This window comes from Shewanella holmiensis, from assembly GCF_025370255.1.
Lineage (GTDB): Bacteria > Pseudomonadota > Gammaproteobacteria > Enterobacterales > Shewanellaceae > Shewanella > Shewanella holmiensis.
Window position 1 is genome coordinate 61,531 of record NZ_JAMTCD010000007.1, and the last position, 15,806, is coordinate 77,336.

Below are 15,806 nucleotides of genomic sequence, written 5' to 3' on the forward strand. Positions count from 1 at the left end.
CCTTTGCTTAAGCGAGACGTTCGAAGATTTTGTCTAACTTCTCTTTAAGAGTAGCCGCTGTAAATGGTTTTACGACATAACCATTCACACCTGCTTGAGCGGCAGCAATAATCTGCTCACGCTTCGCTTCGGCGGTTACCATTAATACGGGTAAATGTTTTAACGAGTCGTCAGCACGGATAGCCTTAAGCAAGTCAATCCCTTGCATACCAGGCATGTTCCAGTCTGTTACGACGAAATCAAAATCGCCTTTTTGTAACATAGGTAGGGCTGTTGAGCCGTCATCTGCTTCTTGGGTATTATTGAACCCCAAGTCTCGCAACAAGTTCTTGATGATACGTCTCATTGTTGAAAAGTCGTCAACAATAAGAATCTTCATATTCTTGTCCAAGGTTTCCTCCGGTGAGCTGATACTCTAGTGCTCAAATTAATAATTATTGTTGTTGTGTCCAATGCTTGAGCTTGCCTTTTAATCTTAGCATCGCCTGACTTAATATCTGGCTAACCCTAGATTCGCTTACTTCAAGAATTGCACCAATTTCTTTTAAGTTTAACGCTTCGTCATAATACAGCGAAAGTACTAATGCATCTCTTTCTGGTAAGGTTTTAATTGCTTCCACCAGTGCCGACTTAAATTGCGTTTCGGCTAATGCGTCAAAATTTTCATCCGGTGTTTCATCTTCTGTGACAAGCACATCTTGCGAAACACCCAAATCTTCTATGCCTATGATTTTCCCAACAGAAACATCATTTAAAATATGATGGTACTCATTGAGCGACATATCAAGTTTTTCTGCAATTTCTGTGTCACGAGCATCACGCCCGAGTGATTGTTCTAACTCATCAATCACCTGAGCAACACGGCGGTTATTGCGATGAACAGAACGAGGAACCCAGTCCCCACGCCGAATTTCATCAATCATGGCACCGCGAATTCTAATACCTGCAAAGGTTTCAAACTTAGCGCCTTTACTACCATCGAATTTTGATGATGCTTCAAGTAAGCCAATCATACCAGACTGTAACAAGTCATCTAACTGAACAGAAGCAGGTAATCTTGCCAACATGTGGTGTGCAATTCTTTTTACCAGCGGTGCATACTGTTCAACAACGGATGTTTTATTATCGAACTGAGTATACGCAGCGGCTTTATTCACTCACTCTATCCTCTTGTTTTTCTTTACGCTGAACTAAACGTTCAACAAAAAACTCTAAATGACCACCTGGTTGCTGTGGTACAGGCCAACTCATTATTTTATTTGCTAAACCATGGTATGCAATGGCTGCAGGTGACTTAGGATAAGCCTCAACAACTAATTTTTGCTTACGAACTGACTTACGTAGGTTCTCATCAAATGGCACTGTTGCAACAAGTTCTAAGGCAACATCTAAAAATCTATCTGTAACCTTACTCAGTTTAGCAAACAATTCCATTCCTTCACGTAAACTACGCACCATATTCGCCACAATTTTAAAATGGAAAACACCGTGCTCACGGCTTAATATTTTAATCAGCGCGTAAGCATCAGTAATAGACGTTGGCTCATCACACACCACAATCAATACGTCTTGAGATGCCCGTGAGAAACTCAGAACCATATCAGAGATACCAGCTGCTGTATCGACAATTAAAATATCGAATTGAGTACGCATCTCACTGAATGCTCTAATTAATCCAGCATGCTGTGCTTGAGTTAACTCTACCATTGCTTGAGTGCCAGATGTTGCAGGCACAATACCGACCCCTTTGGGACCACGTACAATAATATCGTCTAATTCGGCATCGCCAGATAAAACATGAGATAAGTTTTTCTCGGCACGAATGCCAAGCATCACATCGACATTAGCTAAACCAAGATCCGCATCTAGTACTAAAACACGTTTCCCTTTTTCAGCTAAGGCAACGGCAGTGTTAATTGACACACTGGTTTTCCCTACCCCACCTTTACCACCGGATACGGCAATTACTTTAACTTTTTCGTTATTTGGTTGATTCATCATACGTAAACCACTTGCTTGATCACGGGTCATATTCTTACTCGAATGCATAAGCCATTTCATTAGACCATGCGGTTGTGTCTTGAGACGTTTGTTGTTCGGTTTCGTTCAGTGCGGCCAAAGCTTGCTTAGCCAGCGCTAAGGTATCTGCTACTTTCATGTCCTCAGGAACACGTTGGCCATCAGTCACATAGCTTAATGGTAACTCATTTTGGATAAGAACGCTCAATGCTCCTGCAATTGATACCGATTCATCCAATTTAGTTAATATCGCACCGGCTAAAGGAATACGCTTAAAGTGATTAACCGCATCTTGTAACACTCTACGCTGTCCGGTGGCTGACATCACCAAATAACTGCGAATAGGGATCCTACTGTTTGCTGTCAAATTATCAAGTTGTTGATAAAGACGCATGTCACGTTGTCCCATTCCAGCGGTATCTATCAAAACCAATTTACGATTTCTAAATTGATATAAAATTTGTTCTAGTTCTGCAAGATCATGTGCTTGCTTTACCGGACATCCCATTATTTTGCCATAAGTTGCCAATTGCTCAAAGGCGCCAATGCGATAATGGTCAGTTGTAATCAATGCAACTTGATCTGCGCCGTGATGCGCAGCAAAACGCGCTGCAATTTTAGCCAATGACGTTGTTTTACCAACACCTGTTGGCCCAACGAAAGCAACGACACCGCCACGTTTAACAATATCATCACCCTGATTATCTAATAAATTAGCTAAACTTTGGGGTAATGATCTCACTAATTCAGCGGGGTTATAATGCTGACTAAGCGATGAAAGTCTTGCTGCGACAGGTGCTGAAAATTCAGCTGCAAGCAACTTACTTTCAAGCATAGCACCCACAGGATCTTTACGCTTTTTTTGATCATTCATTAATGAAGAAACTTGATGGGTCAGTAAGTTACGTAATGATGCCATTTCTTCACGTAGCGCCTCTACTTCAGCTGAATTAACTTTATTATTTTTAACTGGTTTATCAAATGCAGCTTGTTGGTATTGAGGCTTCGCAGGCTTTGACTCCGCCGTAGCGCCCTGTAATTGACGAGCCCATTCTGGTAGTTCAGGGTCAATTTGTTTAGAAGGAGCCTGTTGACTCAAACGACTTTGCTGCTTTTCTAATAACGCTTGCAAAGAATCAGCCACTGGTGGAGGGCTTACTTTAGTTTGGGCTTTTATAGCTGGCTTTGTTGCCAGTGAAACTTTATCTTCACGTAAATCCATATAACCAGATGACGGCGCTTTCATGGCGACATTCGCTTTAGGTTCATCGTAATCAACGGCAGCAACAATCTCAATTCCACCGGCTACTTTTTTGTTAGACATAATCACAGCGTCAGAGCCAAGGGTTTCTTTTACTTGCGCTAATGCTGCACGCATATCTTTGGCAAAAAATCGTTTAATTTTCACTACGCACCTCTTTTATCTGACGTTATCACTATTGGCCGACGGCTGAAACAATGCGTATCTGTTTCTCATCTGGGATTTCTTGATATGAAATCACCCGTAAATTTGGAATAGTGTATTTAACAAATCTTGACAGGGTGGAACGTAGCATACCTGATGTCAATAAAATGGCTGGTTGACCGACCATTTCTTGCTTCTGTGAAGCATCTAACAATGACTGCTGCATACGTTCTGCGAGGCCTGGTTCAATATTTGGACCTTCGCCTCCTGTCGCCTGCATAGACTTATGCAACATCTGTTCCAACTCTGGCGCCAAAGTAATGACTGGGATCTCTAATTCTGGACCTGATATTTCTTGGACTATCATGCGTTTTAACGCGATACGGACTGCAGCGGTCAACACTTCGGTATCATTGCTCTTAGTGCCGTACTCTAATAATGTTTGCACAATAGTGCGTAAATCCCTTACTGACACACCTTCATTCAGTAGATTTTGCATAACCTTGACCACATTACCTAATGACATAATGTCTGGGATAAAGCCATCAACTAGTTTAGGTGATTGCTTGGCTAACATATCCATTAGCTGCTGGACTTCTTCGTATCCTAATAGCTTGGCCGCATTATTACTCAAAAGTTGGCTAATATGCGTTGCTACCACTGTTGCGGTGTCAACCACCGTATAGCCTAGCGTTTGTGCATGCTCGCGCTGCTCAGGTGCAATCCAGACGGCTTCCAAACCAAATGCGGGGTCGGTTGTTTCAATACCATCTAATTTGCCGTAAACCTGTCCAGGATTAATGGCGAGCTCGCAGTCGTGTCTCACCTCGGCTTCGCCTACCACGACACCCATCAACTGAATTCGGTATGAATTAGGTGAAAGGTCTAGATTGTCACGAATATGTACCGCTGGCACTAAAAATCCAAGTTCCTGGGATAATTTTTTACGTACACCTTTAATTCTGCTTAACAATTCACCACCTTGACCTTTATCAACCAAGGGGATCAGTCTATAGCCGACTTCTAACCCGATAGTATCAACGTGGCGCACATCATCCCAGCTCAGTTCTTTAGGCTCTTTATCTTTAACATCAACCGGACCTTTCTTCACTAACTCTAATGCCTGTGCTTTCTTATCTTTAATTCGCTTATGCACAAAATAGGCTGCGCCAGCTGTAATTGCAGCAAAACTTAAAAAAGCAACGTGAGGCATACCAGGTACAATACCCATCACAAATAACAAACCGGCTGCGATAGATAATGACTTTGGATTGTCAAACATTTGGCTCATCATCATCTGGCCCATATCACCAGACTCATTTTGACGAGTAACCATTAAGGCCGCTGCAATGGAGAGTAATAAGCCTGGTATTTGTGCCACCAAGCCATCACCAATTGTCAGTAAGGTATAAATTTCAACCGCACTTGAAAAATCAAGCCCATGTTGAACCATACCTATCATAAAGCCGCCTAGTATGTTGATAACTAGAATCATAATACCCGCGACTGCATCACCTTTTACAAACTTTGACGCACCGTCCATCGCCCCATAGAAGTCCGCTTCACGCGTCACTTCCTCTCGGCGAACTCTTGCTTGTTCTTGATTTAAAATACCCGCGTTCAAATCGGCATCAATGGCCATTTGTTTACCTGGCATAGCATCTAACGTGAAACGCGCGCTGACTTCTGATATCCGTCCTGCACCTTTGGTTACTACTGCAAAGTTAATAATAATTAGAATTAAAAACACCACTAAACCAACGGCATAATTGCCACCAATTACCACTGAACCAAACGCTTCAATCACTTTACCTGCAGCGTCTGCGCCATTGTGTCCTTCAAGTAATACCACACGGGTCGAGGCCACGTTTAAGGCTAATCTTAATAAGGTTGCAACAAGTAATACGGTTGGGAATGCAGCAAAATCGAGGGGTCTGTCGGTATAAATCGCCACTAAAAGAACCACTAACGCGAGGGCAATATTAAATGAAAACAAGATGTCCAATAAGAATGGCGGAATAGGTAAAACGACCATTCCGAGAGCAGCCAACACTAATAACGGCGTACCTATGCCCTTAAAAGTGGATAGTCTAATTTGTTTGAATTGCCCTAAAGCTGCTTTTGCATCCATTAACGAAGGCCTTTTACTGATGAGTTTTTGACACGTTCAAACAGTAAAAGCAAGAACTAAGCCAATCCGTATAACATCAGAAAGTATTAGTGTTTTAAATCATCTGGAATAGGTTGTTTTAGCGGCACAGGAGTTGGCCGACGCCCCTTACCTTTTTGATATTGTTTTAATTGAAATACATAGGCTAGCACTTGAGCGACTGCCGTAAATAAGCCCTCTGGTACTTGCTGATCTACTTTAGTTGTGTGATATATCGCTCGCGCTAATGGCGGAGCTGAAACAATGGCAACATCATGTTCACGGGCTATCTCACGAATTTTAAACGCAACATCATCAACACCTTTAGCAATCAAAAATGGCGCAGATGAACGGCTAACATCATATTTCACCGCTACGGCATAATGCTCAGGGTTTACCACAATAACATCTGCATTAGGAACTTCGGCCATCATTCTTCGCTGAGCGATTTCACGCTGCATTTGCCTTACTCGACCTTTGATTTCCGGCTGACCTTCTGAGTCTTTATATTCATCTTTAATTTCTTGTTTGGTCATTTTGAGCTGTTTGTTGTGATTCCAAATTTGAAAAGGCACATCAATCACAACAATTAACAACATAGAAGAACACAATACAATAAACATCCATACCAGCAAATCTAATGCATGGTAGACATTACCGGGAAGATGATCGCTTGAAAGGGTTAAAATATCGTAAAAATAGATATCTAGTAATAAATAAGCTGCCACTGCAACCACAGAAAACTTGGCAATACCTTTGGTTAATTCAACCAAAGCTTGAGTACCAAACATGCGCTTAAAGCCATTCATAGGGTTCATTTTACTGCCTTTAGGCATGAAGGCTTTGACTGAAAAAGACATGCCTCCGAGCACAATATTACCTAAAAATGACACCAAGGCTAATAAGGCAATAAAGCTAAATAATGACCACGCAAGCTCATTACCAACAACTCCCCACACTCGATACATAGAGTTAGTATCAAAGATTTGAGCCCGTTCCATGGTAAAAATTTGTTTCATCATATTGTATAAACTTGTGGCAATCGCCGGTCCTGTTATGGCAAAACCAACCGATGCAGCAAGCAATACAGCAGCAGTGCCTAACTCTTTAGAGCGAGCAACCTGACCTTTTTCACGCGCCTGTTCAAGGCGCTTACTGGTAGGCTGCTCTGTGCGTTCTTGACCACTATCAGCTTCTGACATTTACAGCATCCTTAAAAAGTCACATCACCATCAATTTGACATTGCAGTTGTAAAATATCACACATCAATAATTGCGCAGCCAACCACACCTCATCAAAGTGAGCCATAATTGGCCCCAAAGTTAACCATAGAATCAACAAGCCACTGACCATAGTGACAGGAAAACCAATAGAGAAAATATTTAATTGGGGTGATGCCCGAGTCATTACGCCAAAAGACAAGTTAATTAATAACAAAGCCACGATGGCTGAAATTGACATGGTGAGTGCTGCGCCAAACATATAACCGCCCCACTCAGCCAGACTTCTATAAGTGGATATATTAATGCCTTGGTTTGAAACGGGAATAGTTTCAAAACTGGCCACCATCATACGAAACATCAATAAATGCCCATCCACAGCCAAAAAAATTAATGTTGCAAGTAACAAGAATGTATTACTGACAACTGGCGTCTGTTCACCCGAGCCGGGATCAACCATAGACGCAAAACCTAAACTGGTTTGCATACCAATAATTTGACCAGTTAACACAAACGTTTGCATCATCATCAAACTGACAAAGCCCATGGCAGTGCCTATCAAAATTTGCTGTAAGGTAATAAATACTGAGCTCAGTGCAAATAATTCAACGTTTTCAACAGGAGGAAGCACGGGTACGATTGCAAAAGTAAAAGCGACGGACAGCATTAATCTAACACGTGATGGAGTGGTATTCGCGCCGAAAACCGTCATGGTCATTAACATCGCAGAAATACGAAAAAGCGGCCATAGGTACATGGCAATTGTCTGACTGATTTCATCAAACAAAATGTCCATTAACTTAACCTATCACTACGGGAATAAGATTAACCATTTCCAGAAAGAAATCGACCATTGTTTGTATTAGCCAGTGCCCTAAAAACATCAGCGCAAACAAGGTAACTAATAATCGAGGTAAAAAGCTTAAGGTTTGTTCGTTAATAGAGGTGGCAGCTTGGAACACAGCGACCACTAAACCAATCGCTAAGCCAGGTAAAATGATGGCCGATACAATCAATACAATAATCGACAGCGCTTCTCGAAAAATATCAATTAAGGACTCAGGAGACATATCCCCTCCTATATCCCAAAGCTATTGGCTAAGGTTCCCATAACTAAACTCCAACCATCAACCAATACAAATAGCATTATCTTAAAGGGCAATGACACAATCATTGGCGATAGCATCATCATACCCATTGCCATCAAAATACTCGCTACCACCAAATCTAACACCAAAAATGGCACGAACAACATGAAACCAATTTGAAATGCGGTTTTTAATTCACTGGTAATAAAGGCGGGAATAATGACGCTCATTGGCGCTTGTTCAGGCGATTTAATGTCTTTATAGCCTGATATTTCGATGAAAGTTGTTAAGTCTGTGGTTCTAACCTGAGATAACATAAACGCTTTTATCGGCTCTTTACCCACATCATAGGCTTGATTTAACGTCATCGACTCATTCATGTACGGTTCAACCGCTTCAGCATAAATTTTATCAAACACGGGCGCCATGATAAAAAAAGTCATGAACATACTGATGCCAATCAATACCTGATTCGATGGCGTTTGTTGTAGCCCCAATGCCTGACGAAGAATAGATAACACCACAATAATTCGGGTAAAAGACGTCAACATAATGACCATTGCAGGAATAAAACTCATTGCCGTCATTAACAGCAAAATCTGCATTGTCACTGAGTATTCGGTAGCACCATCGGCACCGGTTGTGACCGTTAATGCAGGTAAAATCCCATCTTGAGCCGCCGCACCTGAAGACCAAATAAAGGCTGCGGCAATAAAGCCCCAGAATAGACCTTGCAACCCTTTACTCATGATGTCTTTCCTTAGCTTGTTGTAAATTCTTCGCAAATGAGTGGTTTGATTCTTCAATCGGTTGAGCTAATTTATCGAGTAGATTTATTTGATGTGGCGTCACGCCTAGGAGGTATTGTTGTTGATTAATTTCAACTACCATCAACTTTTCTTTTTGTCCAACTTGCGTCATTGCAATCGTTTTAATTACTGCATTTTGACTCGGAACAAGATTAAGCCTTTTGACTATGTAGGCGAGTAAAAAGATTAACGCGATAACAACGATTAATCCACCTAACATGTTGGCGAATGTAGACACATAACTTGTGCTATTACTGCCAGACGAAACAACTTGTGAAGCCGTTGTTTCTTCAATAGCGACTGCTGCGTTAGATAAAAGAACCGTAAGATATGACACAATTAATCCTTGAACCAGACACCACTAAATGTTTTAGCAACAATCTGAGGCATAAAACAGTTTAGTGGTTGTCGTTAAATACAGATCAATAAAGCAACAAACTGATCTTATTTGAGTTTCTTAATCCGCTCTGTTTGGCTAATGACATCTGTGAGTCGAATACCAAACTTATCATTGACGACAACCACTTCACCATGGGCAATCAAAGTACCATTGACCATCACATCCAATGGTTCACCTGCGACGCGGTCTAATTCAACTACCGAACCTTGGTTAAGTTGCAACAAATTGCGGATGCTAATAAAACTGCGCCCGACTTCCATTGAAATCGTCACTGGAATATCAAGAATAGAATCTAATTTTGCCGCATCTTCTTTCGAAATAGGCTTAGAATCATCAACTAATTCATCAAGTTCAACTTGCTGAGCCTCTTCAATAGCTTGCTCTGCCATGGCTGCGGCCCAATCATCACCAGTATCTTCAGTACTCATCACTTCACCTTATAAATCTGAAATATCACGCGACTTACCTTTGCGTGTTACCAATTGTAATTCTGACTTAACCGTTTCTGGTCGTGGTATTTTTTCACTAATTTTAAGCGCTAAATTATCGCGAGATTTCCCCAGTTTACAACGGTATGTTGGTAAATCTTCAATGCGCATCATAATGTGTTCAGGCAATTCAATAGGGATAATATCACCCGCTTTAAAATCCATTACATCGCGAAGCTTTAACTCATGTTCAATAATATTAGCGTCAAAGCCGACTTGCACATCCATGATTTCATCTCGTAAAGCCTGAGACCAACGCATATCTGTATCTTGTTTATCACTTTGTACGCCCGCATCCAGCAGCTCACGGATAGGTTCTATCATGGAATAAGGTAAGGTGATGTGAAAATCACCGCCACCACCATCGACCTCAATATGGAAAGAGTTAATCACAACCACTTCCGTAGGACTGACGATGTTAGCCATCGCGGGGTTAACTTCTGAATCCAAATATTCAAACTCGACATCCATTACCGGAGCCCAAGCATCTTTATAATCTTCAAAAATAATTTTTAATAATAACTGAACAATGCGGCGTTCTGTTGGGGTGAATTCTCGACCTTCAATTTTGGCATGGAAACGACCATCACCGCCAAAAAAGTTGTCCACTAGTATAAACACCAATCGAGCTTCCATGGTAATTAGCGCGGTGCCTTTTAATGGACTAAAACGCACCATATTTAAGCTAGTAGGCACGAAAAGTGTGTGTACGTACTCGCCAAACTTTAACATTTGAACGCCATTAATTGACACTTCAGCGGCACGACGCATCATATTGAACATACTGATCCGCAAATGACGCGCAAAACGCTCATTAACAATTTCCAACGTTGGCATACGGCCACGGACGATCCGGTCTTGAGATGAAAAGTCATACGACCTCGCATCATTTCCACCGTCATCTATGTCGTCTTCATCAACATCATCAACTCCATGAAGAAGCGCATCAATTTCGTCTTGGCTTAATAAATCACTCACATCATCACCTTAACTATCCAGTCAGGATTACTGCATTACAAAACCGGTAAACAACACTTTTTCAACCACGGTTTTACCGGTTACGGATTGTAATGTGTTTTGCACACTCAACAGGGCTAATTGCCGCATTTCATCTTTGCCCGCTTGCGTGCTTAATTTCTGCACATCGGCACCACTAAATGTGGTTAATAAAGCATCTTCTATTAATGGGATGTGTTTTTTGACCATTGTTTCATCATCCGTTCCACGAACCATTAACTGTACTTTAATTTCAACTAAACGTGCTCGGTCAACCCCAGGCAAATTGAACAAAAAAGGCCTTGGCATTCCAACATAATTAGCTTCAAGTCCTGAAGTCTTAGACTCCATTTGTTCCGAAGAACCTGCAGCAGAGTCACTGGAATCAGCTGCGACAGTTTGGTCGTCAGAACCGAGAAAAAACCATGCTCCAACACCTATAAGGATTGCGACAACAATGCCAATACCGCCAAAAAGAATTAATTTATTTCCCTTTTTAGGTTCCGCATTTGTTTCATTAAGTTCTAATTCTTCAGCCATTACACTTCCTAACACGCTTGAGCGACATAACAGAGGTTAATTATATTTAGTATTAACCGAATACATAATAATATCTCTATAGGTTACCGACTTAAGCGTAATAATCTATACCTGATTGCAAACTCTCTGAATGATTTTGAAACATTGTATGCTCTAATGCTGAATTTTCATCCAAATCATGTTGTTGGCTTGTGCCTTGAGATGATTCTTGTGATTGGCCATCACGCCCCCCACCACCTTGAGAAACCTGACTATCCGCAAGTTGTAATCCCTCTTGAGCTAACATTTCCCTTAAGCGCGGAATAGCCTGCTCAATTAAATCTCTGGTTTGAGTTTGAGCAACATGGAACTGCACTTGTGTTTGATCACCATGAACCTGAATCTTGACCATTAAATGGCCTAGCTCAGGAGGATCTAAACGTATCTCAGCCTGCTGGATGCCATTGCTCACCATGGTAATTAATTGCTGTTTCATTACGGGAGAAAAACGCTGGATCATCTCCTGCATTTGCACTTGAGACTCGCCATGTTGTTTTAATGCTAATTGAAACTGAGGGACATCACTTTTATGAATGGGAGTAAAGCTACTTTGATTTTGCAAAGCCTTTGTATCAACACTTTCTTCAACGGTAGATAAACCATCAAAGATTAGGGCTTTATCAAGTGTTGCTGAAGTAGCACCTGCAGCTACAGCATTAGGTTTAATAAGCTCAACCGAAAGTTGAGTTTTATTACTGGCATCTAATGAAGGAGTCGCGCCATTGCCCGATAAATCAGTTTCTGTACCTAAAATATTCGCCTTATCGCCACTTGTAGATGCGGCGATGGCTGATTGACTTTGTTTTGCAAACTTGTCAGCCGACTCTTTGCTGACATCTTTTACTGTAGTAAACCCTGTGGTTACCTGAGCAACTTGGATTGCTTTGTCTGCATCAACCAAGTCCACATCAACCAAATCAAGAATAGAATCATCAAGCACAGGAGACTGTAAGTTAAAGTCATCGACTATTTTAGCTAAATCATCATGTGATAACGAAGCGAGCTCTGCTTCTGTTAACGATGCAAACGTCTTAAGCTGTTCCATTTGAGAAGCTGGTAAAGAAGTTAAATAAGCAGCATTTAACTCTTCCGGTAAAGGGGCATGAATTGTTTCGACAAATAATTCATCAGTTATCATTTCACTGCCTGATATAGCCTCTACCGCTTGAGTATCTTCGGCAAATGCCTCATCGAATATAGGTAAAATTGTTGAGTCAAAGACGCTTTCATCTAACATCACCTGGTCTTCATTCGATGCAATATCGTCATGCGGCAAAATTTTTCCGTCTGTTTTTACCTTGTCAAATGACAGCGCCATATCAAGCTGAGCAAAAATGAGAGCAACATCTCCTTCATCAATAGGCTCTGACAAGTCGACTTCAGTACTCATGATGCCTGATAACTCTGATGTTTTTTTAGTATCAGCTAAATCGGCATTTTTAAATGATGATGTTTGGTTAGCTTGATTAAAGACAGAAAGGAATGACTGATTATCAGACACTTGCATTGTATCTTTTACTTGCGAGGACTTATTTGTACCGTTACCCGCTAAAAGGATATTGCTCATCTGTTGCATATTATATGCTCCGCAAACTCAACCTAAAGAATAAATTAATCATCATTTCCATATAAGTTTTTTTAGAATAAAAACACAATAAACTAAAATGAAAAACGTCACTTCACTGACGATTAATTTTAATATAACGAGTATGAAGCAAAATGGATGCCAATTATTTTTTGAGAATTAAACCGTTATTTGTCTCGGCGTTGGCGAATATATTGTTGCATGGCAAATTCATCCGACATTTTTTGTTCGCGTCTGGATTCTGCAATTTGAGCTTTTTGAGCTTTTTGCGTGAGTAACATCTCAATGGCTTTGCGTTTTTGCTGTTTCTCCAACCAATGAGTTTGACGGTATCCTACTTGTTGCTCTGCATCTTGAACTGCAGCCACCTGCTGAATAATGGCGTTATCGACTTGCTTAATAAATTGATGGAATTGATGATATTGATTGGCACTTAGGCTTTGACCTTGTTGTCCTTTCATTTGTTTCATGTAATCAAGGCGGTAATTATTTAAAGCATCTAATTGGCCTTGTCTTTTTTGTTTTTCAAACTGAGCAGATTTAAGCTGCATTGCAGCTTGCTCTTCTGCTTCTGTCGCTAATTTAAGGACGATGATTAACGGATCACTTGCCATGTTTTTTCCTAAAGACCGTTATGCAATGAAAGGATTAATTCTGACATTGGCCCGCTATTTGGCTCATCATAAGGGCACTATTTTCAAAACTAATGGCATCTTTAAAGCCTTGACGTAAAAACGCATTCATCGCAGGCTGTAATCTAATAGCGTTATCTATTCGAGGATCACTACCTTGTGAATAGGCTCCAATGGAAATCAAATCACGATTTTGTTGATATAAAGAATACATTTGTTTTACACGGCGCATTGCTTCTAAATGTTCAGCACTGATAACCATAGGTGCCACACGACTAATAGATTGCTCAATATCGATAGCAGGATAATGGCCTGAATCAGCCAGGCGACGAGATAACACAATATGACCGTCTAAAATGGCGCGTGATGCGTCAGCAATAGGATCCTGTTGATCATCACCTTCAGTTAATACGGTGTAAAATGCGGTAATTGAACCTTGTCCAGGACCACCGTTACCAGCTCGCTCAACTAATCTAGGTAATTTAGCGAATACCGAAGGAGGATAGCCTTTAGTCGCTGGCGGCTCTCCAATCGCCAAGGCGACTTCACGCTGCGCCTGAGCATAACGGGTTAAGCTATCCATCAATAGTAGGACGTTGTAGCCTAAGTCTCGAAAATATTCTGCTATTCGGGTAGATGTTTCACATGCTCTAAGACGCATCAGTGGTGAAGTATCAGCAGGAGCCGCTACAACCACAGAACGTGCACGTCCCTCTTCACCTAAAATCTCTTCAATAAACTCTTTTACCTCGCGACCACGTTCGCCCACTAGACCAACAACAATTACATCGGCATTAGAGCCGCGGGTCATCATTCCTAACAGCACACTTTTACCGACACCAGAACCTGCAAATAACCCCATGCGCTGACCTTTACCCACGGTTAACATCGCATTAATCGCACGAACGCCAACATCTAAAGGTTCGGTTATCGCGCGGCGAGAAAGTGGATTGATATAAGGAGGGTGGCGAGACGCTTGCTCATTGGTTGTTAACGGACCAAGTCCATCTAAGGGTTGACCACTGCCATCTAACACACGGCCTAATAGGCTAAATCCAACACTTAAACCGGATTGCTCACCCAAAGGCTGTACACGGGCTCCAGGTAAGACTCCGCGCAGTTCTTCAACTGGCATCAAATAGAGTAATTTATCATCAAAACCCACCACTTCTGCAATCAATTCACCTACCATGGTTTCTATCGAGCACAAACTACCAACGGGGGCTCTGCATCCTGTAGCTTCTAATGTTAAGCCAACAACACGCACCAATTGACCACTGGCAATGGGCCTAAGTGGCACAACACTTTGGTGATGAACTTTTAGTTTATTCAGTAATTGATGTTGACGGTTTATCATCGACTTCACCTTGATCAACTGCATCCACTGCATTATCGCTATTGAGCATAGAACGCTCGTCCGAGATTGGATTTAGGGGGGCGCTCTTCGTTTGAAGATTTACTTCTGGCTGCAAAGCTGGCATATCACTTTGGGAGTGAGCAACGCTCTCTTCTTTCCCCGAATTCACATCACTATCTTGCTCATCAGTGTTAGGTGTTTTAGTGAGTGCATTGGCTAAGTCATCTACAGTTTTTGAGCGATAAACACTATCATCTTGTTTTGCTAGATTAACTTGATGGCTAAGTTGCAGCGACTGCGCATCCAAATGAGTAAAAATTTGCTCAATCCGTTGTGCTAAGGTTAAATTGACCGTGGAACGCAAGCTTTCAATAAACACGTCACCTTGGGATAAACTCGGATCGCTTTCTAATACCCAATCATTTTGAGTTAATTGAGATTGGCCATATAAGGTTGTCACTAAATTGACATCTTCAGGGTGCAACCTCACTTTTACACGTTGCTCTTTTATAGGTAAAGCATCAACGCCTTGACGAATAGTTGCGGCAATATGCTCTGGGTGCATTTTTAATTCTTGCTGCACAACAGCTTTAGCAAGTGAGAGTGTCATAGCCAGTAATTCGGCTTCTACTTCGGCATCTAACACAGCTAAAGGCTGTTCAAATTGGTTTATTAATTGAGTAAATTGAGCGATTAATTGCTCTGCCTTAATTGTGCCGGCTTCATGCCCTTGTATTTCCCCCTGAGCAAAACCTTCTTCATGTCCCTGGGCTAAACCTTCTAATCGACCTTGTTCTAACCCTTGTTGAAAACCATCTAGCTTACCTTGTTCAAAACCTTCTCGTTCAGCATCGGCTCTGATCTCTTCAATCTGCGCCATTGTGGGCATTTTTACCGCCTGCTCTACCGCAGGTGTTGATGATTGATAGGCGCCAGCTTTTTTACCGTACAAATTTGAAGGCTTATCGGCATTATCAAGCGTCACATCCGGCAATTGCCAATGGCTGAACTCATGTTCATCCTCAACATTTAACACTTTTTTGGATATTTTTGAGTCTGTCATAGTTAAACCAATTTT

17 protein-coding genes are annotated in these 15,806 nt (G+C 41.5%); all 17 read right to left on the bottom strand.

Going from position 1 to position 15,806, the window contains the following annotated elements; translation table 11 throughout:
* Positions 1-7: 7 nt before the first annotated feature.
* Entirely contained in the window at positions 8-391 is a 384-nt protein-coding gene (cheY, locus tag NE535_RS07350) for a chemotaxis response regulator CheY (RefSeq protein WP_007649667.1), read from the bottom strand.
* Between the two features lie 43 nt (positions 392-434).
* Positions 435-1,157 carry an RNA polymerase sigma factor FliA gene (locus NE535_RS07355; protein ID WP_261298007.1) on the bottom strand — a complete coding sequence of 241 codons (723 nt, stop codon included), beginning with the start codon at positions 1,155-1,157 and terminating at the stop codon, positions 435-437.
* On the bottom strand, positions 1,150-2,031 hold the full coding sequence (locus NE535_RS07360) for a MinD/ParA family protein (RefSeq protein ID WP_229778273.1): 882 nt from the start codon (positions 2,029-2,031) through the stop codon (positions 1,150-1,152). The genes NE535_RS07355 and NE535_RS07360 overlap by 8 nt, the downstream gene beginning before the upstream one ends.
* 4 nt (positions 2,032-2,035) lie before the next feature.
* Positions 2,036-3,427, bottom strand: coding sequence for a flagellar biosynthesis GTPase FlhF (gene flhF, locus NE535_RS07365; protein WP_261298008.1), 1,392 nt, complete (start codon positions 3,425-3,427; stop codon positions 2,036-2,038).
* A 28-nt stretch (positions 3,428-3,455) separates the two neighbouring features.
* Positions 3,456-5,555: a flagellar biosynthesis protein FlhA gene (gene flhA / locus NE535_RS07370; RefSeq protein ID WP_261298009.1), complete on the bottom strand. Its 2,100-nt coding sequence runs from the start codon at positions 5,553-5,555 to the stop codon at positions 3,456-3,458.
* An 86-nt stretch (positions 5,556-5,641) separates the two neighbouring features.
* Positions 5,642-6,775, bottom strand: a complete 1,134-nt coding sequence (flhB, locus tag NE535_RS07375) for a flagellar biosynthesis protein FlhB (protein ID WP_261298010.1) — start codon at positions 6,773-6,775, stop codon at positions 5,642-5,644.
* Positions 6,776-6,786: 11 nt separating this feature from the next.
* Positions 6,787-7,590, bottom strand: coding sequence for a flagellar biosynthetic protein FliR (fliR, locus tag NE535_RS07380; RefSeq protein WP_261298011.1), 804 nt, complete (start codon positions 7,588-7,590; stop codon positions 6,787-6,789).
* 4 nt (positions 7,591-7,594) lie between these two features.
* Positions 7,595-7,864: a flagellar biosynthesis protein FliQ gene (gene fliQ / locus NE535_RS07385; RefSeq protein ID WP_261298012.1), complete on the bottom strand. Its 270-nt coding sequence runs from the start codon at positions 7,862-7,864 to the stop codon at positions 7,595-7,597.
* 8 nt (positions 7,865-7,872) lie between these two features.
* Complete coding sequence (gene fliP, locus NE535_RS07390; RefSeq protein WP_261298013.1) at positions 7,873-8,631, bottom strand: flagellar type III secretion system pore protein FliP; 759 nt, start codon at positions 8,629-8,631, stop codon at positions 7,873-7,875.
* Positions 8,624-9,028 (bottom strand): flagellar biosynthetic protein FliO, encoded by a 405-nt coding sequence (gene fliO, locus NE535_RS07395; protein ID WP_261298014.1) that lies wholly within the window; start codon positions 9,026-9,028, stop codon positions 8,624-8,626. Before fliO ends, fliP begins: the two co-directional genes overlap by 8 nt.
* A 107-nt stretch (positions 9,029-9,135) precedes the next feature.
* Entirely contained in the window at positions 9,136-9,519 is a 384-nt protein-coding gene (gene fliN / locus NE535_RS07400; protein WP_188841123.1) for a flagellar motor switch protein FliN, read from the bottom strand.
* 9 nt (positions 9,520-9,528) lie between these two features.
* Positions 9,529-10,557 carry a flagellar motor switch protein FliM gene (gene fliM / locus NE535_RS07405; RefSeq protein WP_261298015.1) on the bottom strand — a complete coding sequence of 343 codons (1,029 nt, stop codon included), beginning with the start codon at positions 10,555-10,557 and terminating at the stop codon, positions 9,529-9,531.
* A 27-nt stretch (positions 10,558-10,584) separates the two neighbouring features.
* Positions 10,585-11,115, bottom strand: coding sequence for a flagellar basal body-associated protein FliL (fliL, locus tag NE535_RS07410; RefSeq protein WP_261298016.1), 531 nt, complete (start codon positions 11,113-11,115; stop codon positions 10,585-10,587).
* A 91-nt stretch (positions 11,116-11,206) separates the two neighbouring features.
* Positions 11,207-12,730, bottom strand: coding sequence for a flagellar hook-length control protein FliK (locus NE535_RS07415; protein WP_261298017.1), 1,524 nt, complete (start codon positions 12,728-12,730; stop codon positions 11,207-11,209).
* A 176-nt stretch (positions 12,731-12,906) separates the two neighbouring features.
* Positions 12,907-13,353, bottom strand: coding sequence for a flagellar export protein FliJ (gene fliJ / locus NE535_RS07420; protein ID WP_261298018.1), 447 nt, complete (start codon positions 13,351-13,353; stop codon positions 12,907-12,909).
* A 34-nt stretch (positions 13,354-13,387) separates the two neighbouring features.
* Complete coding sequence (gene fliI / locus NE535_RS07425) at positions 13,388-14,728, bottom strand: flagellar protein export ATPase FliI (protein WP_261298019.1); 1,341 nt, start codon at positions 14,726-14,728, stop codon at positions 13,388-13,390.
* Positions 14,697-15,791 carry a flagellar assembly protein FliH gene (gene fliH / locus NE535_RS07430; RefSeq protein WP_261298020.1) on the bottom strand — a complete coding sequence of 365 codons (1,095 nt, stop codon included), beginning with the start codon at positions 15,789-15,791 and terminating at the stop codon, positions 14,697-14,699. The genes fliI and fliH overlap by 32 nt, the downstream gene beginning before the upstream one ends.
* Positions 15,792-15,806 lie beyond the last annotated feature (15 nt).